Origin of the sequence: Streptomyces sp. NPDC097640, from assembly GCF_040302705.1 — a bacterium.
Taxonomy (GTDB): Bacteria; Actinomycetota; Actinomycetes; order Streptomycetales; family Streptomycetaceae; genus Streptomyces.
The window spans coordinates 24,379-45,750 of sequence record NZ_JBEOSB010000003.1 but is presented as its reverse complement, the minus strand read 5'-3'; the positions used below and the strand labels follow the sequence as shown (position 1 = coordinate 45,750).

Annotated in this window: 18 protein-coding genes; 7 read left to right on the top strand and 11 right to left on the bottom strand. The window is 72.0% G+C overall.

Features of this window, described 5'->3' with window-relative positions:
- Nucleotides 1–104: 104 nt before the first annotated feature.
- Nucleotides 105–1,736 (top strand): PucR family transcriptional regulator, encoded by a 1,632-nt coding sequence (locus ABTY62_RS04605; RefSeq protein WP_352127901.1) that lies wholly within the window; start codon nucleotides 105–107, stop codon nucleotides 1,734–1,736.
- Nucleotides 1,737–1,760: 24 nt separating this feature from the next.
- Here the strand turns inward: ABTY62_RS04605 and dapE are convergent, their stop codons facing one another.
- Nucleotides 1,761–2,822, bottom strand: coding sequence for a succinyl-diaminopimelate desuccinylase (gene dapE, locus ABTY62_RS04600; RefSeq protein ID WP_352127900.1), 1,062 nt, complete (start codon nucleotides 2,820–2,822; stop codon nucleotides 1,761–1,763).
- 278 nt (nucleotides 2,823–3,100) lie between these two features.
- Here dapE and ABTY62_RS04595 point away from each other — a divergent pair, with 278 nt between their 5' ends.
- From ABTY62_RS04595 to ABTY62_RS04580, 4 genes are read left to right on the top strand one after another with little or no spacing between them, the layout of a single operon-like run.
- The gene (locus ABTY62_RS04595; protein WP_352127899.1) at nucleotides 3,101–3,991 is read left to right on the top strand and encodes an ABC transporter substrate-binding protein; all 891 of its coding nucleotides are present in this window, start codon (nucleotides 3,101–3,103) and stop codon (nucleotides 3,989–3,991) included.
- Nucleotides 3,988–4,926 (top strand): amino acid ABC transporter permease, encoded by a 939-nt coding sequence (locus ABTY62_RS04590; protein WP_352127898.1) that lies wholly within the window; start codon nucleotides 3,988–3,990, stop codon nucleotides 4,924–4,926. Before ABTY62_RS04595 ends, ABTY62_RS04590 begins: the two co-directional genes overlap by 4 nt.
- Complete coding sequence (locus tag ABTY62_RS04585; protein ID WP_352127897.1) at nucleotides 4,923–5,687, top strand: amino acid ABC transporter ATP-binding protein; 765 nt, start codon at nucleotides 4,923–4,925, stop codon at nucleotides 5,685–5,687. The genes ABTY62_RS04590 and ABTY62_RS04585 overlap by 4 nt, the downstream gene beginning before the upstream one ends.
- 1 nt (nucleotide 5,688) lies before the next feature.
- Nucleotides 5,689–7,269: an N-acyl-D-amino-acid deacylase family protein gene (locus ABTY62_RS04580; RefSeq protein WP_352127896.1), complete on the top strand. Its 1,581-nt coding sequence runs from the start codon at nucleotides 5,689–5,691 to the stop codon at nucleotides 7,267–7,269.
- Between the two features lie 63 nt (nucleotides 7,270–7,332).
- Here ABTY62_RS04580 and ABTY62_RS04575 read toward each other — a convergent pair whose 3' ends face one another.
- Both ABTY62_RS04575 and ABTY62_RS04570 read right to left on the bottom strand, forming a co-directional pair.
- Entirely contained in the window at nucleotides 7,333–7,872 is a 540-nt protein-coding gene (locus tag ABTY62_RS04575; protein WP_311727510.1) for an alkyl hydroperoxide reductase, read from the bottom strand.
- Nucleotides 7,873–7,884: 12 nt separating this feature from the next.
- Nucleotides 7,885–8,436: a peroxiredoxin gene (locus ABTY62_RS04570; RefSeq protein WP_352127895.1), complete on the bottom strand. Its 552-nt coding sequence runs from the start codon at nucleotides 8,434–8,436 to the stop codon at nucleotides 7,885–7,887.
- A 138-nt stretch (nucleotides 8,437–8,574) separates the two neighbouring features.
- Here ABTY62_RS04570 and ABTY62_RS04565 point away from each other — a divergent pair, with 138 nt between their 5' ends.
- On the top strand, nucleotides 8,575–9,534 hold the full coding sequence (locus ABTY62_RS04565) for a hydrogen peroxide-inducible genes activator (RefSeq protein WP_352127894.1): 960 nt from the start codon (nucleotides 8,575–8,577) through the stop codon (nucleotides 9,532–9,534).
- A gap of 94 nt (nucleotides 9,535–9,628) precedes the next feature.
- Here ABTY62_RS04565 and ABTY62_RS04560 read toward each other — a convergent pair whose 3' ends face one another.
- The 5 genes from ABTY62_RS04560 to ABTY62_RS04540 all read right to left on the bottom strand — a co-directional run bounded on the left by ABTY62_RS04560 (nucleotide 9,629) and on the right by ABTY62_RS04540 (nucleotide 14,612).
- Nucleotides 9,629–12,082: an FtsX-like permease family protein gene (locus ABTY62_RS04560; protein WP_352127893.1), complete on the bottom strand. Its 2,454-nt coding sequence runs from the start codon at nucleotides 12,080–12,082 to the stop codon at nucleotides 9,629–9,631.
- The gene (locus ABTY62_RS04555) at nucleotides 12,079–12,765 is read right to left on the bottom strand and encodes an ABC transporter ATP-binding protein (RefSeq protein ID WP_352127892.1); all 687 of its coding nucleotides are present in this window, start codon (nucleotides 12,763–12,765) and stop codon (nucleotides 12,079–12,081) included. The genes ABTY62_RS04560 and ABTY62_RS04555 overlap by 4 nt, the downstream gene beginning before the upstream one ends.
- Nucleotides 12,762–13,286: a PadR family transcriptional regulator gene (locus ABTY62_RS04550; RefSeq protein ID WP_352127890.1), complete on the bottom strand. Its 525-nt coding sequence runs from the start codon at nucleotides 13,284–13,286 to the stop codon at nucleotides 12,762–12,764. The genes ABTY62_RS04555 and ABTY62_RS04550 overlap by 4 nt, the downstream gene beginning before the upstream one ends.
- 94 nt (nucleotides 13,287–13,380) lie before the next feature.
- Nucleotides 13,381–13,674 (bottom strand): type II toxin-antitoxin system antitoxin, encoded by a 294-nt coding sequence (locus tag ABTY62_RS04545; protein ID WP_352127889.1) that lies wholly within the window; start codon nucleotides 13,672–13,674, stop codon nucleotides 13,381–13,383.
- On the bottom strand, nucleotides 13,671–14,612 hold the full coding sequence (locus ABTY62_RS04540) for an SPFH domain-containing protein (RefSeq protein ID WP_352127888.1): 942 nt from the start codon (nucleotides 14,610–14,612) through the stop codon (nucleotides 13,671–13,673). Before ABTY62_RS04540 ends, ABTY62_RS04545 begins: the two co-directional genes overlap by 4 nt.
- 252 nt (nucleotides 14,613–14,864) lie before the next feature.
- Between ABTY62_RS04540 and ABTY62_RS04535 the strand changes: the two genes are divergently transcribed.
- Nucleotides 14,865–17,135 (top strand): transglycosylase domain-containing protein, encoded by a 2,271-nt coding sequence (locus ABTY62_RS04535; RefSeq protein ID WP_352127887.1) that lies wholly within the window; start codon nucleotides 14,865–14,867, stop codon nucleotides 17,133–17,135.
- 78 nt (nucleotides 17,136–17,213) lie between these two features.
- On the opposite strand, the gene ABTY62_RS04530 is transcribed toward ABTY62_RS04535, so the two are convergent.
- The 3 genes from ABTY62_RS04530 to fomD form a co-directional block, all read right to left on the bottom strand.
- A complete protein-coding gene (locus ABTY62_RS04530) occupies nucleotides 17,214–19,655 on the bottom strand; it encodes a SpoIIE family protein phosphatase (RefSeq protein ID WP_352127886.1) in 2,442 nt (813 codons plus the stop codon).
- A 57-nt stretch (nucleotides 19,656–19,712) separates the two neighbouring features.
- A complete protein-coding gene (locus tag ABTY62_RS04525) occupies nucleotides 19,713–20,375 on the bottom strand; it encodes a class I SAM-dependent methyltransferase (protein WP_352128265.1) in 663 nt (220 codons plus the stop codon).
- Nucleotides 20,376–20,638: 263 nt separating this feature from the next.
- Nucleotides 20,639–21,352, bottom strand: coding sequence for a cytidylyl-2-hydroxypropylphosphonate hydrolase (fomD, locus tag ABTY62_RS04520; protein WP_352127885.1), 714 nt, complete (start codon nucleotides 21,350–21,352; stop codon nucleotides 20,639–20,641).
- Nucleotides 21,353–21,372: the final 20 nt, after the last annotated feature.

The window sequence follows — 21,372 nt, the reverse complement described above, 5'->3', positions numbered from 1 at the left end:
CGCCGGTGGTCCGGTGTGGTGCGGTGAGCGGCGGACCGCCGCCCAGCGGACGCCCGGCGGACAAGCCGGCCGGTCTCAGCCACGGGACGGGAGCCGATAACGACGTGGACCAGCGCACAAGCCAGAGCGGCACCCGCGAGATCCGGGCCTGTAGCCTCGCCCAGCTCCTCGACGTGCTCGGCCAGTCCGTGCTGCGGCTGCTCACCGCCCCGGCCGGCCTCTCCGCCCCCGTGACCGAGGCACTCGTGCACGACGTCCACACACCCCTGCCGCGCACGCCGGACGGCCTGCTGCTCGCGGTCGGCGTCCGGCCCGCCGAGCCCGAGGCGCACGAGCTGGTCCGGGCCGCGGGCGCGGCCGGGCTCACCGCGCTGGTCGTCAAGGAGCACGGCGGGACCGCCGCCGCCCTCGCCGACGCGGCCGAAGCCCATGGCGTCGCCCTGCTGGCCGTGGACGAGGATGTGTCCTGGCACCATCTGCACCTGCTGATCGCGTCGACGCTCAACGCCCCGCGCACCGTCGCCGGCACCGCGGGCGGGGCCGCGCTCGGCGATCTCTTCTCGCTGGCCAACGCCCTGGCCGCCGCCATCGGCGGGGCGACGGCCATCGAGGACCCGCGGCAGCGCATCTTCGCCTACTCCACCCTGCCGGACCAGCCCGTGGACGAGGACCGGCGGCAGGGCATCCTCGGCCTCCAGGTGCCGGACGGCCCGGAGAACAGCGCCCAGTACCGGATGCTCTACCGCGGCCCGGGAATCTGCCGGCTGCCGGCGGTCGGCGACGGACTGCCGCGGCTCGCGGTGGCCGTCCGGGCGGGCGGCGAGACCCTCGGCTCGATCTGGGTCGTGGACACCGGCACGCTCGCGAAGGACGCCGAGGAGGTGCTCGCCCAGGGCGCGTCCATGGCGGCGCTGCACCTGCTCCAGGCCCGGGCGGCCGAGGAGCTGGTCCGGCGTCAACACGGCGACCTGCTGCGCCGGGTGCTCGACGGCGGGGCGAGCGCCGCGCTGGTGGCGCCCCAGCTCGGGCTGCGGGAGGACGACCCGGTCCGGGTGGTCGCCTTCGCACTCGCCGGGGACCTCTCCGTGCCGTCGGGGGAGCAGGCCGCGCTGCGGCTGGTCGAACTGGTCAGGCTCCAGTGCGAGGCCCGGTACGGACAGCATGCCTGCGTCCTGGTCGGCGGCATCGTCTACGCGCTGCTGCCCGTCCCCGACGAGCGGAGCGAGGCACGTCAGCGCGGCCTCGCCGCCGACATCGCCCGGCAGGCCGGCCACGCCCTGCGGGTGCCGGTGGTCGCCGGGCTCGGCGGCGTGGTGCGCGGACTGGCGGAAGCCACCGCCTCACGCGTCGACGCCGACCTGGTGCTGCGCATCCTCACCGGCGGCGGCCGGCCGGACGGACCGGTCGCCGCCACGGTGGCCGAGCTCCGGTCCAAGGTGACCCTGCTGCGCCTCGGCGAGCTGCTGGCGGACCGGCCGCAGCTGGCCGAGGGGCCGTGGCGCCGGGTGCTCGCGTACGACGCCGAGCACGGCACCGAGTACGCCCGGACCTATCTGGCCTATCTGGACGCCGGATGCGACATGGCCCGGGCGGCCCGGCTGCTCGCCGTCCACCCCAACACCTGCCGCTACCGGCTGCGGCAGGCACAGGCGCAGCTCGGCATCGACGTGGAGGATCCCGACGAGCGGCTCGTGCTGTGGCTGCATCTGCGCACCCTGGCCCGGACCGCGCCGTGATCGGTCAGAAGCCCATGAGCCCCGTCATGCCGTGAGCCAGGCGCGCAGCCGCTCCTCGCAGCGGGTCAGCTGGTCCAGGGGGACGTACTCGCCCGGGGTGTGCGCCAGGCCGGGGTCGCCGGGGCCGTAGTTCAGCGCGGGGATGCCGAGTTCGGCGAAGCGCGCCACGTCCGTCCAGCCGAGCTTCGGGCGGGGCTCGCACCCCAGGGCGGCGACCAGCGCGACGACGGCGGGCTGCCGCAGTCCGGGCGGGGCGGCCGGGGCGAGGTCGGTCACCCGCACCTCGAACTCGGGGAACAGCCCGGTTACGTAGGCGACGGCCTCCTGGGGGGAGCGGTGCGGCGCGAATCGGTAGTTGACGGTCACCACGCAGCTGTCCGGCACCACGTTGTCGGCGACCCCGGCCCGCACGCCTACCGCGCTGAGCCCCTCGCGGTAGGTCAGCCCGTCGACCTCCACCTCGGCGCCGATATGGTCCTCCAGCCGCTGGAGGATCGCGGCGGCACGGTGCGCGGCGTTGCGGCCCAGCCACGCGCGGGCGGTGTGAGCGCGTCTGCCGGTCGCCACGACCTCGGCCGTCAGCGTGCCCTGGCAGCCCGCCTCCACCCCCGCGTCGGAGGGCTCCAGGAGGACGGCGAGGTCAGCGGCGAGCAGGTCGGGCCGGTGTGCGGCGATGCGGGTGAGCCCGTTGCGGTCACTGGAGACCTCCTCGCACTCATAGAAGACATAGGTCACGTCGTGCGCGGGCGAGGGGAGCGCCGCGGCCGTGCGCAGCGCCACCGCGACGCCGCCCTTCATGTCGCAGGCGCCCAGGCCCAGCAGCCGCCCGTCCTCGATGCGCGACGGGAGGTTGTCCGCGGCCGGGACGGTGTCCAGGTGCCCGGCGAGGACGACGCGGGTGGGGCGGCCGGCGTGGGTGCGGGCGACCACGGAGTGGCCGACGCGGCTGACGTCCAGGTGGGGAAGCCGGGCCAGGGCCGCCTCGACCGCGTCGGCCAGCGCCGCCTCGTGGCCGCTTTCCGAGGGTGTGTCCACGAGCTGCCGGGTGAGGGACACGACGTCGGACGTCAGGTCGAGGGCTGCCATGGTGAGAACTCCTTCCGCGCGGGTGCTGGCCCCAGGGTTACCCCGGCCCGTGACGGTCGCGCATTGGAGGATCGGCTAATGCCCGGGCCCGCTCTAGGCCGGACGGCCAACGACTGCGGATCGCGGACCCTTCAGGATGCTGACACGGCCAATGATTCACCTGCCCGCACACAGGGGTTCGAGTAGCCGGTCATACCCGCTCACATACTTGAGGCCCCATGCGAAGACGACATCGACCCCGTTTTCCCCTACCTGCCGCGGCCGCCGGGTGCCTTGCCGTGGCATTGCTCGCTTCCGGGTGTTCCGGTGGCGTCACCGGCCAGGCGCCCGCTTCGGCCGATCTGTCGGGCATCTCGGAAGACGCCCGGCTGCACGCGCTGCTTCCCGAGCCGATCCGGAATTCCGGGCGGGTCGTCGTCGGTACGAACGCGCCCTACCCTCCGTTCGAGAGTTTCCGCTCCGAGAGCGACCAGGAATTCGTCGGGCTGGACATCGATCTCGGCAAGGCCGTCGGCAAGGTGCTCGGAGTCGAATTCGAATTCCGGCAGCAGCCGTTCGACGGGCTGGTCCCCGGCGTCCAGGCGGGCAAGTACGACCTGGTCATGGCCGGGATGGTGGATACCCCGGACCGCCAGAAGGTCATCGACTTCGTCGACTACGGCGTCCTGGTCCCCGCCCTGGTGGTGAACAAGAAGAAGCCCATGGGATTCCGGGACACGATGAGCCTGTGCGGGCACAAGGTCGGTGGCCAGACCGGCACCACCACCGTCGATGACATCGCCAAGGACACGCGTGCGTGCGCGGCGGCGGGAAAGCCGGGGATCGAACTCCAGACGTATCCCGTCTTCTCGCAATCGCTGCTCGCGCTGAGCAGCGGCAAGGTGGACGCGGTCATCAGCAATTCCGCACTGAGCGGATACACCGTCGAACGGCAGGGCGCGGACGGGCCGCTGGAGATCGAGAAGCAATTCGACTTCGGAGCCAAGCGGGACATCCTCGGAATCGGCGTCTCCAAGAAGCGCGCGGGACTGGCCGAGGCCGTCCAGGCCGCCCTGCGACGGCTGAAGGCCGACGGCTCGTACCGCCGGATCCTGGGGCACTACGGCATGGCCGACTACGGCCTGAACGACTACGCGATCAACGGAGCGAGCAAGAGGAGACAGCGGTGAGCACCGTCCCCGAGTTGAGGACCGACGACCCCGCGTCCTCCCGAGTGCCGGGCCCGGCGCCCGTGATCAAGCCGCTACGGCACCCCGTCCGGACCGTCTGCGGCGTGCTGGCGCTGCTGTGCCTGGCCGGTGTCGTCTGGTCGGTCGCCAAGAACCCCAACCTGGAGTGGCACACCGTCGGCCAGTATCTGTTCCATGAGCGCACGCTCTCCGGCCTCGGCGTCACCCTCTATCTGACCGTCGTCTGCATGGTGATCGCCGTCGTCGGCGGCACCGTACTGGCGATCATGAAGCTGTCGGACAGCTTTCTGCTCCGTACGATCGCCGACGGCTACATCTGGCTGTTCCGTGGCGTGCCGCTGGTCGTCCAGCTGATCTTCTGGGGCTTCCTCGGCGCCTTCTACCAGCGCCTGACCATCGGCATCCCCTTCACCGACGTGGTCTTCTACAGCGTGGAGACCAACACGCTCGTCACCGCCACCGTCGCGGCGGTGCTCGCGCTCGGCCTCAACGCGGTCGCCTACGCCGCGGAGATCGTCCGTGGCGGCATCGCCGCCGTGGACGCCGGGCAGCGGGAGGCCGCGTACGCGCTCGGCCTGACCCCGGCACAGACCATGCGCCGGATCGTGCTGCCCCAGGCGATGCGGGTGATCGTCCCGCCGATGGGCAACGAGGTCATCACCATGCTCAAGATGACCGCCCTGGTCTCGATCATCGCGGGCAACGACCTGATGACCAACCTCCAGAGCATCTACTCGATGAACTTCAAGGTCATCCCGCTGCTCGTGGTCGCCTGCATCTGGTATCTCGCGCTGACCACGGCGCTCACCTTCGGGCAGCGCTATCTCGAGCGGCGCTTCGGCCGCGGCACCACGGCATCGCGCGGCGGCTTCGGGCCCCGCGCCGCCCGCACCACCGGAGGTGAGCAGGCATGAGCACTCCCATGCTGGTCGCGGAGGGCGTCCGCAAGAGCTTCGGGGACAGTGAGATCCTCCGCGGCATCGACCTGACCGTAGGGCGCGGCGAGGTCCTGTGCCTCCTGGGGCCGAGCGGTTCGGGCAAGAGCACCTTTCTGCGCTGCGTCAACCACCTGGAGCGCCTCGACGGCGGCCTGCTGTCCGTCGACGGCGAACTGGTCGGCTACCGCCGGGACGGGGACGTGCTGCACGAACTGCGGCCGCGTGAGGTCGCCTCCCGGCGCGCCCACATCGGCATGGTCTTCCAGCGCTTCCATCTGTTCCCGCACATGACCGCGCTGGAGAACGTCATCGAGGCGCCGTGCCGGGTGCGGAAGCAGAGCAAGCAGGCCGCCGTCGCCCGCGCCCGGGAACTGCTGGAGCGGGTCGGCCTGGCCGACAAGGCCGACTCCTACCCGTCCCAGCTCTCCGGCGGTCAGCAGCAACGCGTCGCCATCGCCCGCTCGCTGGCGATGGAGCCCAAACTGATGCTCTTCGACGAGCCCACCTCGGCGCTCGACCCCGAACTGGTCGGCGAGGTGCTGACCGTGATGCGGGACCTGGCAGCGTCCGGCATGACGATGGTGGTGGTGACCCACGAGATCGGCTTCGCCCGGGAGGTCGCCGACCAGGTGGTCTTCATGGACGGCGGGGTGGTCGTCGAGTCCGGTCCGCCGGACGAGGTGCTGACGCGTCCCCGGCACGAGCGCACCAAGTCGTTCCTCGGAAAGGTGATCTGAGTTGCCCGCCACTTCCCCTCCGCCCGCGGCCTCCGGAGCGTCCGCCACTCCCCGCGGCGGCGCTCTCCTGATCACCGGTGCGACGGTGCTGGACGGCACGGGGGCGGCGCCCCGACCGGCCGATGTCACGGTCGCCGCCGGCCGGATCGCCGCCGTCGCGCCGCCGGGCACCCTCGCCCCCGGGGACGGCTACGACATCCTCGACGCCACCGGCCTCGCGCTGGCGCCCGGTTTCATCGACCCGCACTCGCACGCCGACGGGTCGCCGCTGGAGAGCGAGGACGACACCAGCAAGATCCTCCAGGGCATCACCACCGAGATCGTCGGCAACTGCGGCCAGAGCCCGGACCCGGGCCCGTACGGCGGCTTCGGTGCCCTCTTCGAACGGCTGGACGCGGCCGGTTACGTCACCCACTACTGCCCGCTGGTCGGCCACGGCGCACTGCACGAGGCGGCCATGGGCGGCCGGCCCGGCCCGCCGGACCGCGCCGACGCCCGCCGGATGGGCGCGCTGCTCGACGAGGCGGTCGAGGCCGGGGTCTTCGGGATGTCCAGCGGGCTGATCTACCCGCCGGGCCTCTACACCGAGCCGGACGACCTGGTCGACCTGGCCGGCCGGCTGCCCGAGGGCCGTATCTACGCCACCCACATGCGTGACGAGGGGCGCCACCTGGGGCGCAGCGTCGAAGAGGCGGTCGCGCTCGGCGCCCGCACCGGCCGCCGCGTGCAGGTCTCGCACCTCAAGGCGGCCGGCGTGCCGTTCTGGGGAGGCGTGGACGACGCGCTCGCCCGACTGGACCGGGCCCGCGTCGAAGGCGTGGACGTCAACCAGGACGTCTACCCCTACGACGCCAGCTCGACGACGCTGCACGCCGTCCTGCCGCCCTGGTTCCAGGAGGGCGACGACGCCCTGCTGCGTCAGCGGCTGGCGGACCCGCGGCAGATCGAGCGCGCCCGGGCGGAGGTGGAGGACCCCACCGACCACGGCTGGGAGAACATCGTGGCGGGGGACGGCTACGACCGGATCATGGTCTCCTCGACCCGCAGCCACACCCATGAGGGCGCCACACTCGCCCAGCTCGCCGAGCAGCTGGACATGGCGCCGTTCGACGTGATCGTGCATCTGCTGCGTACCGAGGACCTTCAGGTGCACATGGTCGACTTCTCCATGGACGAGCGGGACGTGGAGACGGTGCTGCGCGCCCCGCGTACCAGCGTGTGCACCGACGGGCTGCCCATCGATCTGGGCGGCAAGCCGCATCCCAGGCTGTACGGAAGCTTCCCCCGGGTGCTGGGCCGGTATGTGCGTGAGCGCGGCGTGCTGGACCTGGCGACGGCCGTCCACAAGATGACCGGGCTGACCGCCGAGGTCTTCGGGGTGCCCGAGCGCGGGCGGATCGCTCCGGGCCTGGTCGCCGACCTGGTGGCGTTCGACCCCGCCACGGTCGGCGACACCGCGACCTATCAGGAGCCCCGGCGCGTCCCGGCCGGCATCCGCTGGGTCATGCAGTCGGGCCATGTCGTCGTCCGCGACGGCCGCTGGCTCGGCACCCGCCGGGGCGCCCGGCTCACCCCGGCCTGACCCGCACGCCCGCGAGGGGCGGCCCCACCAGCCGGTGGGACCGCCCCTCGCGCGGGTTTTCCGTCAGCCGTTCGCGGCCAGCGTCGCCTCGGCGTCCAGCGTGGTGCCGACCGCCTGCACCACGGCGGCGATCTTGAAGGCTTCCTGGACCGTCTCACGGTCCACGCCCGCCTTGCGGAGCACCTGCTCATGCGAGTCCAGGCACTGGCCGCAGCCGTTGATCGCGGAGACCGCGAGCGACCAGAGCTCGAAGTCGGTCTTCTCCACGCCCGGGTTGCCGATGACGTTCATCCGCAGACCCGCGCGCAGGGTGCCGTACTCCGGGTCCGACAGCAGGTGCCGGGTCCGGTAGAAGACGTTGTTCATCGCCATGATGGCGGCGGCCGACTTGGCGGCGGTGTAGGCCTCGGGCGTCAGCTTGGCCTTGGCCTCCGGCTCGAGCTCCGCCAGCACGCGCGGCGAGCGCGAGGCGATCGCGCAGGCCAGCACGGTGCCCCACAGCTGTTGCTGCGGAAGGTCGGAATTGCCGATGACCGAGCCCAGGTTGAGCTTGAGGTCCTTCGCGTAGTCCGGCAGGGCGGACTTCAGGTCGTCGAGTGCCATGGTCGGGTCAGCTCACTCGCCCGAGAGGAGCTTGACCGGGTCGAGGGTGTCCTCGCCCTTGCTCCAGTTGCAGGGGCACAGCTCGTCGGTCTGGAGGGCGTCGAGGACCCGCAGGACCTCCTTGGGGTTACGGCCCACGGAACCGGCGGTCACCATGGTGAACTGGATCTCGTTGTTCGGGTCGACGATGAAGACCGCGCGCTGCGCGAAGCCGTCCTCGCCCTCGACGCCGCAGTCCCGCATCAGCTCGTGCTTGGAGTCGGCCAGCATCGGGAAGGGCAGGTCACGCAGGTCGGCGTGGTCCTTGCGCCAGGCGTGGTGGACGAACTCGGAGTCGCCGGAGACACCGAGGATCTGCGCGTCACGGTCGGCGAACTCGTCGTTCAGCTTGCCGAACGCGGCGATCTCGGTCGGGCACACGAAGGTGAAGTCCTTCGGCCAGAAGAAGACAACTCGCCAACCCTCGTAGGACTTGTGGTTGATCTGCTCGAACTCCTTGCCGCTCTCCAGCGACACGCAGGCGGTCAGGTCATACGTGGGGAACTTGTCACCGACAGTGAGCACGTGCTCTCCTTGCAACTTTCAGCGGAGAAAACCCTTATAGGGCGGTTTCCTCGGGGTTGGACGGAACCACCCTGTCACACGAGGCATTGATCAGTGAAATAGCTAGACTAGGTGCTGTTGATCGGAGGTGGTTATCAGTTGGTCGCACCGACCACACTCGGGGGCAAGCCCCGCCAGCCCAGCCTCGCCCAGCTCAGGGCGTTCGCCGCGGTCGCCGAGCAGCTGCACTTCCGCGATGCCGCGGCCGCCATCGGCATGAGCCAGCCCGCGCTCTCCGGGGCCGTCGCCGCGCTGGAGGAGGCGCTCGGGGTGCAGCTTCTGGAGCGTACGACGCGCAAGGTGCTGCTCAGCCCGGCGGGGGAGCGGCTGGCGGCGCGGGCCCGCACGGTGCTGGAGGCGGTGGGGGCGCTGATGGAGGAGGCGGAGGCGGCGCGGGCGCCGTTCACCGGGGTGCTGCGGCTCGGGGTGATCCCGACCGTCGCGCCGTATCTGCTGCCGATCGTGCTGCGGCTGGTCCGCGACCGCTATCCGCTGCTCGACCTCCAGGTCCACGAGGAGCAGACCGCCTCACTGCTGGACGGCCTCGCCCACGGACGGCTCGACCTGCTGCTGCTCGCGGTCCCGCTGGCCGCCCCCGGCGTGGTCGAACTGCCGCTGTTCGACGAGGACTTCGTGCTGGTCACGCCCCAGGACCACTGGCTCGGCGGGCGGAGCGACATCCCCCGCGCCGCGCTGAAGGAGCTGGATCTGCTGCTGCTCGACGAGGGCCACTGCCTGCGCGACCAGGCCCTGGACATCTGCCGCGAGGCGGGCCGGCCGGAGGGCGCGCCGGTGACCACGAGCGCCGCCGGGCTCTCCACGCTGGTGCAGCTGGTCGCGGGCGGGCTCGGGGTGACGCTGCTGCCGCGTACGGCGCTGCGCGTGGAGACGGGGCGCAGCGAGCAGTTGGCCACCGGCTACTTCGCGGACCCGGCGCCCGCGCGGCGGATCGCGCTGGCGATGCGGGCGGGGGCGGCGCGGCAGGAGGAGTTCCAGGCGTTCGCGGGGGCGCTGCGGGAGGCGCTGGGGCCGCTGCCGGTGCGGATCGCGAAGGGTTGAGCGGGCGGCCTCGCGTAAGCCCCGAAACGCCTGACCGCCGGGCCCTTCCCACAGGCGGGAAGGGTCCGGCGGTCATGGGGTGCGCGGATGCGCGCTACTCCGTACGGAGCCCGTCCGGCCGCATCATGCGCCACAGCGGACCCATGCTGACGAGCGTCACCAGCAGGATCACGCCCGCGCCGATCCCGGTCATCATGGTGAGGCTCGTCCAGTCCACGGCGACCGGCATCTCGACCATCTTGAGCAGGATCGCCCCCAGGCCGATTCCGCCCGCGACCGACAGGGCCAGGCCCAGGACCACCGGGATCGCGGTCTGCCACAGCACGGACCAGCCGAGGGTGGCGCGGCGGGTGCCGAAGGCGACCAGGACCGAGAGCAGCTTCTTGCGCTCGCGCAGCTGCTCCAGCATGGACACGATCATGCTCGCGCCGATCAGCAGCAGGGTGGCGGCGGCGCCGATGAACAGGCCGCGCTTGATGGTCCGGAACTCGTCCGACTGCCTGGTGCTCTGGAGCTCGTAGATGTCGGACTCGGCGGAGAGTCGGGCGGCCGTGTTGCGGGCGTACTCGATGGCGTCCGGGACCTTCGGGTCGAGCCGGAGCATCATCTGCACCGAGGGTTCGTGCAGGTCGGCGATGTCCAGCGCGCCCGGGGTGGCCAGGATGCCGGAGTGCTCGCCGCCCATCGGGTCTTTCTTGATGCCCACGACGGGCGCGGACTTCGGGATCGTCCACAGCTGCGGCTTGTCGCGGGAGGGGTTGTAGTTCTCGTCGAAGCGGAGGTTGACCGTCACGCCCGGTTTGATGAAGTACGTGTCCTCGTCGTCCCATTCGGCGGGCTCGGTGACGAAGACGTCGCCGTCGCGGCAGTCGCCGATCCGCGCCAGCTCCTTCAGCGTGCGGCAGTCGCCGACCACCACGCTCTGGACCGGGATGTCGCCCCGGTTCTTGGCCTTGCTGCGCGGGTCGCTGGCCATTCCGTCGGTGAAGCCGAGCGAGCCCCGTAGGCCCTTGATGGCGGCGTACTGCGCGATGGCGTCCCGTGCCTGCGCGCCGGTGTCCACGGGGATGTTCGCCACCACATCGGCGCGGGTCGGGTCCTGTCCGGTGGAGGTGGTGTTGTCGCTCTCCGCGGCGGCGAAGAGCATGGTGATCGCGATCGCGCCGGCCACCGCGACGGTGATGCCGCTGACTGCGCGCGAGGCGGAGCCGCTGCTGAGCTGGAGCCGCCGGGTGGCGAGCTGCCAGGGGAGGGGGCCGCCGCCGAAGCGCTTGACGGCGGCTTCGACCAGCCACGGCAGCAGCGCGGTGATACCGACGAGCACCAGGACCGCACCGGCCGCGACCTGGTACGTGGAGTCGCCGTTGTTCGCGCTGCCGATCAGCGGCAGCAGCAGCGCGAGTCCGAGGACGGGGACCAGCAGCCGCCACCACAGGCGGCGCGGTTTGGGCGTGGTGTTGCGTACGACGCCGAGCGGTTCGATGGCGATACCGCGCAGCGCGATCTGGGTGACCACGACGGCGCAGGTGGGCACCGCGACCATGATCAGCGCGGTGATCGTGGCCGAGGGCTGGACGTCGGAAGAGAAGACGCTGGTGCCGAACACCGCGACCCCGTCGATGAACTGCCTGATGAGCAGGAAGATCCCGGTGCCGACCGCGAGCCCGAGGAGGGAGCCGACCAGCGCCTCGCCGGCCGCGATCCGCCGCGTCATCCGGCTGTCGGCGCCCACCAGGCGCAGCGCGGCGAGCCGCCGGTCGCGGCGCTCGCCGCCGAAGCGTACGGCGGTGGCGATGAAGATGGCCACGGGCAGCAGCAGCACCACACAGCCCACGACGATCAGCAGCAGCAGGACCGGGTCCAGCTTCTGCTCCTGCTGCGGGGAGTTGTCACCCCAGTGGTCGAGACGGGCGCCGTTGCCCTCGGAGAGGGCGTCGGGGGCGACGGTCGCGTAGTAGATCAGCTCGGCCGGTCCGCCCAGCCCCTCGTCGCCGATCGTGCCGACGATCTTGTAGTTCAGACGCTCCCTGAGCAGCTTGCTGTCACCGTCGGCGAGCAGCTTCTTCAGGGCGGGGGAGACCACCATCTCGCCGCGCGCGGGGATCCGGTCGACACCCGGGGGTGCGGGCGGCCGGTCGCCGTCGGGGGCCAGCAGGAGGCCCGTGATGTCGGAACCGCGGAAGGTGGTGGATCCCGGGCTGAACCGCAGGGTGCCGGGGCCCGGCTTGGCCTCGTTGAGGTAGCCGTCCGTGTAGGAGCGGGCGCTGGTGCGGTCGTCGCGTGCGGAGACGATATGCGGGATGGAGGCGGCGAACAGCAGCAGCGCCACGCCGAGTCCGACGCCGACCGCGGTCAGGACCGTCCTGGCCCAGCTCTCCCGGCCGCCGCCGACCGCGAAGCGCGCCCCCATCGCCAGGTCGGCGGCCCAGCGGCGCAGCCCGACCGGCTGGCGGGACTCCGGGCGGGCGGGGGGCGCCGGGGGCGCTCCGCCGGGGTGCTGTTCCGTGTGTTCCGCAGTCCGCAGCGGGGTCACATGGCCGGCGCTCATCGGGCGCCCGCCATGTCCCGCGCCTTGCCGTCCCGTACGACGACCTCGCGGTCGGAGTACGCGGCGACGCGCGCCTCGTGGGTGACCAGGACGACGGCCGCGTTGGTCTCGCGGGCGGCCTCGGTCAGCAGCTCCATCACCCGCTCGCCGTTGAGCGAGTCGAGGGCGCCGGTCGGCTCGTCGGCGAACAGCACGCGCGGGCCGGTGACCAGCGAGCGGGCCACGGCGACGCGTTGTCCCTGGCCGCCGGAGACCTCGCCGGGCCGCTTGTCGCGCACATCGGCGACCTCCAGCCGCTCCAGCCAGACCAGCGCGCGGCTCTCCGCCTCCTTGCGCCCCACGCCGGTCAGCCGCAGCGGCAGCGCGACGTTCTCCACGCAGCTCAGCTCGGGGACCAGCTGGCCGAACTGGAAGACGAAGCCGAACTCGCTGCGGCGCAGCGCGCTGCGCTGGGAGTCGGGCATGGCGGACAGCAGGCGCCCGCCGTACTGGACGGTGCCGGAGTCCGGGGTGACGATCCCGGCGAGGCAGTGGAGCAGGGTCGACTTGCCGGACCCCGAGGGGCCCATGACGGCCACGACCTCGCCCGCGTGGATCGAGAAGTCGGCGCCGTCCAGGGCGGGGGTCGGGCCGTAGGCCTTGTTCAGCCCTTCGGCTATGAGAAGCGAGCCTGCGGGAGTCATGGGGTTACCGCCTTGGCGAGTTGGCCGAGGCGCGCGGCGGTGAGCTCCAGCCAGCGCAGGTCGGCCTCGAGGTGGAAGAGGGCGTGGTCACAGATCAGCTGGTCGCTGAGGTCGCCGGAGCGCTTGCGCTGGGTGAGCTCGCGCATCAGGCGCAGATGCTCGGCGCGCTGCACATCGAGGATGTCCGAGGCGTCCCGGTCGGTCATCAGGGCGAGGACGACCTTGGTGTAGAGGACGGACTGGAGGTACGGCTCGGGCTTCTCCGGCTGCCGGAGCCACTGCTCCACGTCGGTGATGCCGGCCTCGGTGATGGCGTAGCGCTTGCGCTCGGGGCCACCACCGTGCTCGATGCCGTCGACCTCGACGAGGCCGTTCTTCAGGAGCCGGGACATGGTCGAGTAGACCTGTCCGTAGTGCAGCGGGCGGTCTTGCCCGAATCTCTCGTCAAAGGCGCGCTTCAGGTCGTAGCCGTGGCGCGGGCCGGACTCCAGGAGTCCGAGCAGGGTGTGGCCGATTGACATGCGCAGCACTCTACACCATGCGTATACATGGTGTGTATAGATGCTGATAGTTCTGCGTTTCCGCAGGTGAGGGGGGTGTCGGGGGCGGGGGTGGCTAGGGATCGTGCGGATCGGGGCCAGGGGGCTCGGGGGTGCGGGGCGGGCGGCCTCGGCGGGGGATGGGGGCCGCGGAGCGGGGCAGCCGCCCCGCCTCCGCGAGCGCCTTCCGCAGCAGGAACTCGATCTGAGCGTTGGCGCTGCGCAGCTCGTCCGAGGCCCAGCGCGCCAGCGCGTCATGGACCGTGGGGTCGAGCCGCAGCAGCATCTGCTTGCGCTGCCGCGGAGCCCGGCGCGCGCCCTCGCGCGCGTCCGGCTCCGCGGCCTCGTCCCGCTCGCCGCGGTCCGTCACTGGTAGAGCGTGCCCGTGTTGAGGACCGGCTGCGGGGCGCGGTCGCCGCACAGCACGACCAGCAGATTGCTGACCATCGCCGCCTTGCGCTCCTCGTCCAGCTCGACGATCTGCTCCTCGGCGATCCGGGCCAGCGCCGCCTCGACCATGCCGACCGCGCCGTCCACGATCTGCCGGCGCGCCGCGACCACCGCGCCCGCCTGCTGGCGCTGGAGCATCGCGGAGGCGATCTCGGGGGCGTACGCGAGATGGGTGAAGCGCGACTCGACGATGCGCACCCCGGCCGCCTCGACCCGCGCGTGCAGCTCGTGTGCCAGCTTCTCGGTGATCTCCTCGGCGTTGCCGCGCAGCGACAGCGCGTCCTCGTCGTGCGCGTCGTACGGGTACTCGATGGCGATATGGCGCACCGCGGCCTCGGTCTGGGTGGAGACGAACTCCAGGAAGTCGTCCACCTCGAACACCGCCTGCGCGGTGTCCTCGACGCGCCAGACGACGACGGCGGCGAGCTCGATCGGGTTGCCGTACGCGTCGTTGACCTTGAGGACCGGGGTCTCGTGGTTGCGCACCCGGGTGGAGAGCTTCTTGCGGCTGGTGAACGGGTTGACCCAGCGCAGCCCCTCGGTGCGGAGGGTGCCCTTGTAGCGGCCGAAGAGCTGGACGACGCGGGCCTGGCCGGGGGCGATCGCGCACAGCCCGCGCATCGCGATGAAGGAGGCGATGATCACGAAGATGCCGAGCATGATGAGCCCGGGGTTGCTGTTGTCCTCGTAGGCGTATTCGGAGGTGTCGGCTCCGGCCGCGATGAGGGTGGGGCCCGCGGCCAGGCCGGCCAGGCTGAGCAGCAGTGCGAGCCCGCCGCTGATGCTGCGCGCGGGCCGCTCGCGCACCTGGGTCCTGGGCTGGTCCGGTATGTGGGCGGCAGGTGTGATATCGGTCATGTCGGGCATGGAGTCCCCCCGTTTTCGCTGGTGCTGGGTGGTGCGGGGCCGTGTGGCCTCTATCAAAGTGATAGCAGATTTATGGGGGAAGGCAACCCTCGGCCGCGGCCAGACGTCAGTTCCAGCAGGGTGGGTGCTGTTTGTCACCTTCGGAAAAAGCTTGATCGATGAGTATTTGACGTCAGTTGCGGTGTTAGCTTCATGAGCTGAGTTGGGGGCTGACGTACGGAAGCGGCGGGAGCGGCGGGAGAGATGGGCAGAGCCGAAGAGCGGCGGGCGCGGCAGAAAAGCGCTCGCAGGGCCGGGAAGGGTGGCAAGAAGGCCGGTAAGAAGACCGGTATACGCCGCTTCTTCACCTGGAAGATGGTGCTGGGCTACTTCCTCTCGATGGGGCTGCTGCTCATCGGCGCCTTCCTCGTGCTCTACTTCTGGGTCGACGTGCCCAACGCCAACGCCCTGGCCACGGCGGAGGCCAACGTCTACAAGTACAGCGACGGCAGCATCATGGCCAAGACGGGCAAGATCAACCGTGAGTCCGTACCGCTGTCGAAGATCCCCAAAGAGGTGCAGCACACCTTTGTCGCCGCCGAGAACAAGGACTTCTACTCCGACCCCGGCGTCTCGTTCACGGGCACCGCGCGCGGCATGATCAACACGCTGCTCGGCCGGGGCAAGCAGGGCGGCTCGACCATCACCCAGCAGTACGTCAAGAACTACTACCTCAGCCAGGAACAGACCGTCAGCCGCAAGCTGAAGGAGCTGGTGATCTCCCTCAAGGTCGACCAGCAGGAGTCCAAGGACGACATCCTCGCGGGGTACATCAACACCAGCTACTACGGGCGCAACGCGTACGGCATCCAGGCCGCCGCCCGCGCGTACTACAACAAGGACGTCCAGGACCTCACCGTGGCGCAGGGCGCCTACCTCGCCGCGGTGCTCCAGGCCCCCAGCCAGTACGACTACTCGGTGGCCGGCCCCAACGGCAAGCGGCTGGTCAAGCAGCGCTGGAACTACGTCCTCGACAACATGGTCGAGAAGCACTGGCTGGACGCGGGCGAGCGCGCGGGCCTGACGTTCCCCGTTCCCGGCGACCCCCGCCCCACCCCCGGCGTCGACGGCCAGGCGGGCTACTTCGTCGAGCTCGCCAAGCAGGAGCTGGCCAAGTCCGGGGTGAGCGAGGACGAGCTGGCGGCCGGCGGCTGGACGATCACCCTCAACATCGACAAGAAGAAGCAGCAGGAGCTGGAGAAGGCGGTCCGCACCCAGCTGACCGACAAGCTCAAGCCGAAGACGCGCACCGTCGACAAGCACACCCAGGTCGGCGCGGTCTCAGTGAACCCGAAGAACGGCGCGATCGTGGCGATGTACGGCGGCGCGGGCGCCACCAAGCACTGGACCAACAACGCCACCCGCGCGGACTACCAGCCCGCCTCGACCTTCAAGCCGCTCATCCTCGCCTCCGCGCTGGAGAACGAATCCACCACCGAGGACGGCACCCCGATCCGGGCCAACACCGTCTACGACGGCGACAGCAAGCGGCCGGTCAAGGGCCAGGACGGCGGCGAGGTCGGGTTCGCGCCGCCGAACGAGGACAACAGGGACTACGGCCGGATCACCGTCCAGACTGCGATGAACAACTCCGTCAACTCGGTCTTCGCGCAGATGGCGGTGGACGTCGGCCTGAGCAAGGTCAAGAAGACCGCCACCGACCTGGGCATGAACGCCAAGGCGGGCGGCTTCGACGTGGCCCCCGCGATGTCGCTGGGCGTCATGGGCGCCAGCCCCAAGGACATGGCCGGGGTCTACGCCACCCTCGACAACCACGGCAAGAAGGTCACCCCCACCATCCTGAAGTCGGCGGAGAAGGGCGACCGGACCGTCGAACTGCCCGACACCACCGGCGACGAGGTGATCAGCCGCACCGCGGCGGACTCCGTGACCTCCGTCATGACCGGCGTGGTCGACCAGGGCACCGGCTCGGCCGTCAAGCAGAAGGGCCAGGCCGTCGCGGGCAAGACCGGCACCTCCGACGACAACAAGTCGGCCTGGTTCACCGGCTACACCCCGGACCTGGTCACCTCGGTCGGCATGTTCGGCGAGGGCCAGGGCGGCAAGCAGGTGACGCTGACCGGCACCGCCGGAGGCGGGCGCGTCAACGGCGGTGGCTTCCCGGCCCAGATCTGGGCCGCGTACATGGGGTCGGCGCTCGACGGCGAGGGGAGCGCCAAGTTCGACCTGGACACCGACATGGGCGCGGCCGTCCCGCCGCCGCCGAGCAGCAGCTCCGCCGCCTCCTCGTCCGCCAGTGAGTCGGCGGACCCGACGACCTCGGCCCCGCCCACGAAGGAGAGCCCGACGGCCTCCTCGTCCGCGCCCACCACCCCGCCGACGACGCCCCCGAGCTCGGGCGGCGAGTCGTCGACCGACACCACCACGCCGCCGACGACCCCGCCGACCTCGCCCTCCACGGACACCCGCGGCGTCCGTGGCGGCAGTACGGGCACGGGCAAAAAGCACGGCTGATCCGACACCGAACCATCCGACACACGGCGGCGGGCGGGGCCGAGAAGGCCCCGCCCGCCGCCGCGTGTGCCGCGGGTCTCAGGACCGCGGCGGCATCGCCAGCTCGAACCACACGACCTTGCCCGTGCTCAGCCGCGTCGCGCCCCACCGCCGCGCCATCCGGTTGACCAGGTACAGCCCACGCCCGCCCTCGTCCGACGGGCGCGCCTGGCGCAGCCGCGGCAGCTGCGGGACGTCGTCCCCGACCTCGCAGCGCAGCACGTCCGTCCGCAGCAGCCGCAGCGTCACCGGCCGCTCCGCGTACCGCACGGCATTGGTGATCACCTCACTCACCAGCAGCTCCACCGCGTCGGTCAGATCCTCCAGGTCCCACCGGGCCAGCGCCCGCCGCGCCAGCCGGCGCGCCTGCCCGGCCGTCTGCGCCTTGGGATCCAGGAACCAGTAGGCGACATCGCTCGGCGCGATCCCCTCGAAGCGGGCCGCCAGCAGCGCCACATCGTCGTCCCGGTCGCCCGGGCCGAGCATGTCCAGCACCTCGTCGCACAGCGGCTCCAGCGGCGGCGGGTTGGGGCCGGTGAGCCGGGCGGTCGCCGTCAGGCGCTCGCGGAGCTGCTCGATCCCGGTCCACACGTCCCGCATCCGCGACTCGACCAGGCCGTCGGTGTAGAGCATGAGGGTGGCGCCCGCGGGCGCGTCCAGCTCGACCGCCTCGAAGTCGACGCCGCCGACCCCGATCGGCGCGCCCGGCGGCACCCGCAGCACCTCCGCGCGCCCGCCGCGGTGCAGCAGCAGGGGCGGCGGATGGCCCGCGTTGGCCACCACGATGCGGTGCGCGACCGGGTCGTAGACCGCGTACAGGCAGGTGGCCATGCGGTCGGTGCCCAGCCGCTGCGCCTGCTCGTCGAGGTGGTGCAGCACCTCCTGCGGCGGCAGGTCGAGCCCGGCCAGGGTCTGCGCGGTGGTGCGCAGCTGGCCCATGATGGCGGCCGAGGTCATGGAGTGGCCCATCACATCGCCGACCACCAGCGCGACGCGGTTGCCCGGCAGCGGGATCGCGTCGTACCAGTCGCCGCCGACCCGCGCGGTCTCGGCGGCCGGGAGATAGCGGCTGGCCAGCCGGACGCCGGTGGGCTGTGGCAGCGAGTCGGGCAGCATGGTGCGCTGAAGCTCGTCGGCGATGTACACCTCGCGGCCGTAGAGCACCGCCTTGTCGACGCCGAGCGCGGTGTGCGTGGCCAGCTGGGCGGCGACCAGCAGATCGTCCGGCTCGAACGGCGGCCGGTCCGGGCGGCGTACGAACACGGCCGCGCCGATCACCCGGCGCCGCCCCCGCAGCGGCGCCAGGACCGTGCGCTGGCCCGTGGCCACCGACGTGTGCTCGCCCAGCAGTTCGGGCAGCGCGGCCCGGGCCGCCGAGGAGTCACCGAAGACCGGCCGCACCCCGCGCAGCACCTCGTTAAGCGGCCCGCCCGCCTCCACCTCGCACAGCTCGGCCGCCGGGCCGCCGCCCACGGCGGGCGACAGATCCGGCTGCGAGGGCAGCAGCGGCAGCCGCCCGCTCTCGGTGTCCGGGTCCAGCGGGATGCGGTCGGTGCGGCGCAGCCGCAGCACGACCGGGCCGACCGGGCGCTCGTCGCCGACCGGGAGCGGGTCGCGCAGATAGACCAGGATCGCGTCGGCGAAGGTCGGCACGGTGGCCCGGCACAGGCCCAGCACGATCTCGTCCAGGTCGATGCCGCGCGCGATCCGGCGGGTCGCCGCCCCGACGAACCGCAGCCTGTCCCCGCCCCGGTCCCGCGCGGCGGCCGCCTCGGCGGCCACGGGGCCACCTGACGGGGGAACAGCCGGGACCGCGGGCACCGCCGGCACCCCGCCCTCGGGCGTGCCGTAGCCCACCTCGGCCGCGGCCCGGGCATCGCCCACCCCGGCCGGCGGGTGTTCGCCCGCGGCCGCGCCGCGCCGGGCGGCTCCCCGGGCGTCACGCCCGCGCCGCCCGCCCGTGCCGCTCCCGGCGGCCGGGGGCTCGGCCCCGGGGCCGGGAGCGCCGTCCCGCGCTCCGGGCCCGTGTGCCGCGCCCCTGGCGGCGTTGCGGTCCGCGTCCCACACTGGCTCGCCCTCCGGTGTGCCGTGCTCCGGCTGCGCCGGGTGCTCGTTTACCGCCTCGTTGGCCGACTCGCCGCCGCCCGCTCCGCCGCCGGGATCCGCGGCACGGCCGCGTCTCCTCGTATGGCGCGAGGCGTCGCCGCCGCGGTCCTGGGCGCCGTCCCCGCCCGCGACGACACCCCGGCCCGGGGTGTCGTCCCGGGCCGGGCCGGAGGCGGGGCCGCCGGCCGACTCGGCCGCGGGAAAGGCCGGACGAGGCCGCCCGCCGCCCGGCTCCTGGCCGGGGGCGTCGGCTCTGCGCACGGCGGTCCGCGGGTCCGGGACCGCGCCGTGCGCGTCCTCGGGCGTATGCGCGCCCGAGGCGGCGGCGGGGCTGGTGGCCTGCCGCTCGTTGTGGGAGGTGGGGTGCTCCGTCACGCGTGGGTTTCCATCCGTCCGGGGCCATGCGCCCTGTTCGTCCGGGCGCACCGAGTGTCAGACACGTCGTCGGCAGTGCAGATAGAGCTGGATCTCGGGTGGTACGTCCGTGCTGGCCGGGGCGTACGAGTGCGAGTCCTCCCCGGTGATCTCGAAGCCCGCGTCCTGCACGACCCGCCGCAGTTCTTCCCGCAGGTAACCGGATACCCGCACCGAGTTGCCCAGGAACGGGATCGCGAAGTCGTCGATGTCCGCCTCGACCATGGCCAGGGCCAGCAGCCCGCCGGGTCTCAGCAGCCCGCGCAGCGCCCGCAGCGCGTACGGGATCTCCGGGCGCGGCAGCATCAGCAGCGAGAAGAACGCGACGACGGCGTCGAACTCGCCGAGGTCGCGCGCGCCGCCCGGCCCGTAGCGGCCGCCGGCCCGCAGGTCGACGATGTCCGTCAGGTGGAAGGTGGCGGCCGGGATGTTGTGCCGGGCCAGCTTGAGCATGCCGGGGGAGATGTCGATGCCGACCACCTGGTGTCCGGCGTCGGCGAGCTGACGGGCCGTGGGCAGTCCCGTGCCACAGCCGACGTCGAGCACGCGGGAGCCGGGCGCGAGGGCGCCGGCCAGCCAGCGGCCGGCCGTGAGCTGGCCGTCCTTGTGCGGAAACGCCTCGTCGTAGCGGTCGCCGATGGTGTCGAAGGCCTCCGCCTGCCCGCTGCGGTCCAGCGCCAGCCGGTCGAAGTCCTCGAACCCCTCGTAGTCGTCGGCGTAGTCGGCGTCTTCCGCGCCGGCGCTCCCCGTCACGGTCACCGGCCCTCCGTCGCCCGCCCCGCCGTGGACGTGCCGACCTCCCTCATCGCTCACGCCTCCGCCCCCTCCTGTGACCGCGTCAGATGTCACGCCTCAGTCGTGAGTTGCGCCGCTGTCCCGTTTTCGTGAGTGCAGTCTTCCGGACGACGATCCTACGTTTGAAACACAGGGGCACAGCAAGAGGTTCATGGCCTCGAGTGCGCCGACGTGCGATACCGGTCGGTACGGACCGCCGGCCGTCGCCATTCCGCCGGCAGTTCGGGCACGGTCCACGCCGGGTCGGGACGCCAGTCCTCCCAGCCCTCCCGGAACGGCGCTCCCCAGGATTCGATGAGACCGACGGCGGCCCGCCCCGCGGCCCGTACGCGCTCCGCCTGCTCGGGGGACATCAGGCCGTCGCGCTGGGCCTGCGCGAACTCGTCCTCGTCCTTCCATTCCCAGCTGCGGTCCGGGTAGACCGCGATGTCCAGGAAGTGGTCCTCCGAGTCGATGCCGCCGCTCCAGCGCAGCCGCGGCTCCTCCAGGTTCACGTACCAGTTCTTGAAGCGCCAGTCACGCTCCCAGAACAGCCATACCGACCACGGGTCCCCGGGCCGGGCGAGCTTGAGGACGCCGGTGCCCAGCCAGGTGGACAGCGCGGTGGTGCGCGGCTTGGTGTAGCGGGTGGACAGCGGCTCGTGGTGGAGCGAGGTGCCGTCGGTCAGCTGCGGCCTGACGCAGGAGGTGCCGGGGGCGAGCCAGACGGCGAGCAGCTTCGCGGTGTCCTGGACCACGGTCACGGGGCGGCAGATGTGGATGCTGTCGGCGGCGTTGGCGCGGTAGCGCCACAGGATGTGCTCCCCACGCGCCCATCGAGCGGTGTGTGCCGTCCCCGTCGTCTCCACGATGTCCGCTGTCATGAGCAGATCTTAGGTGGGCG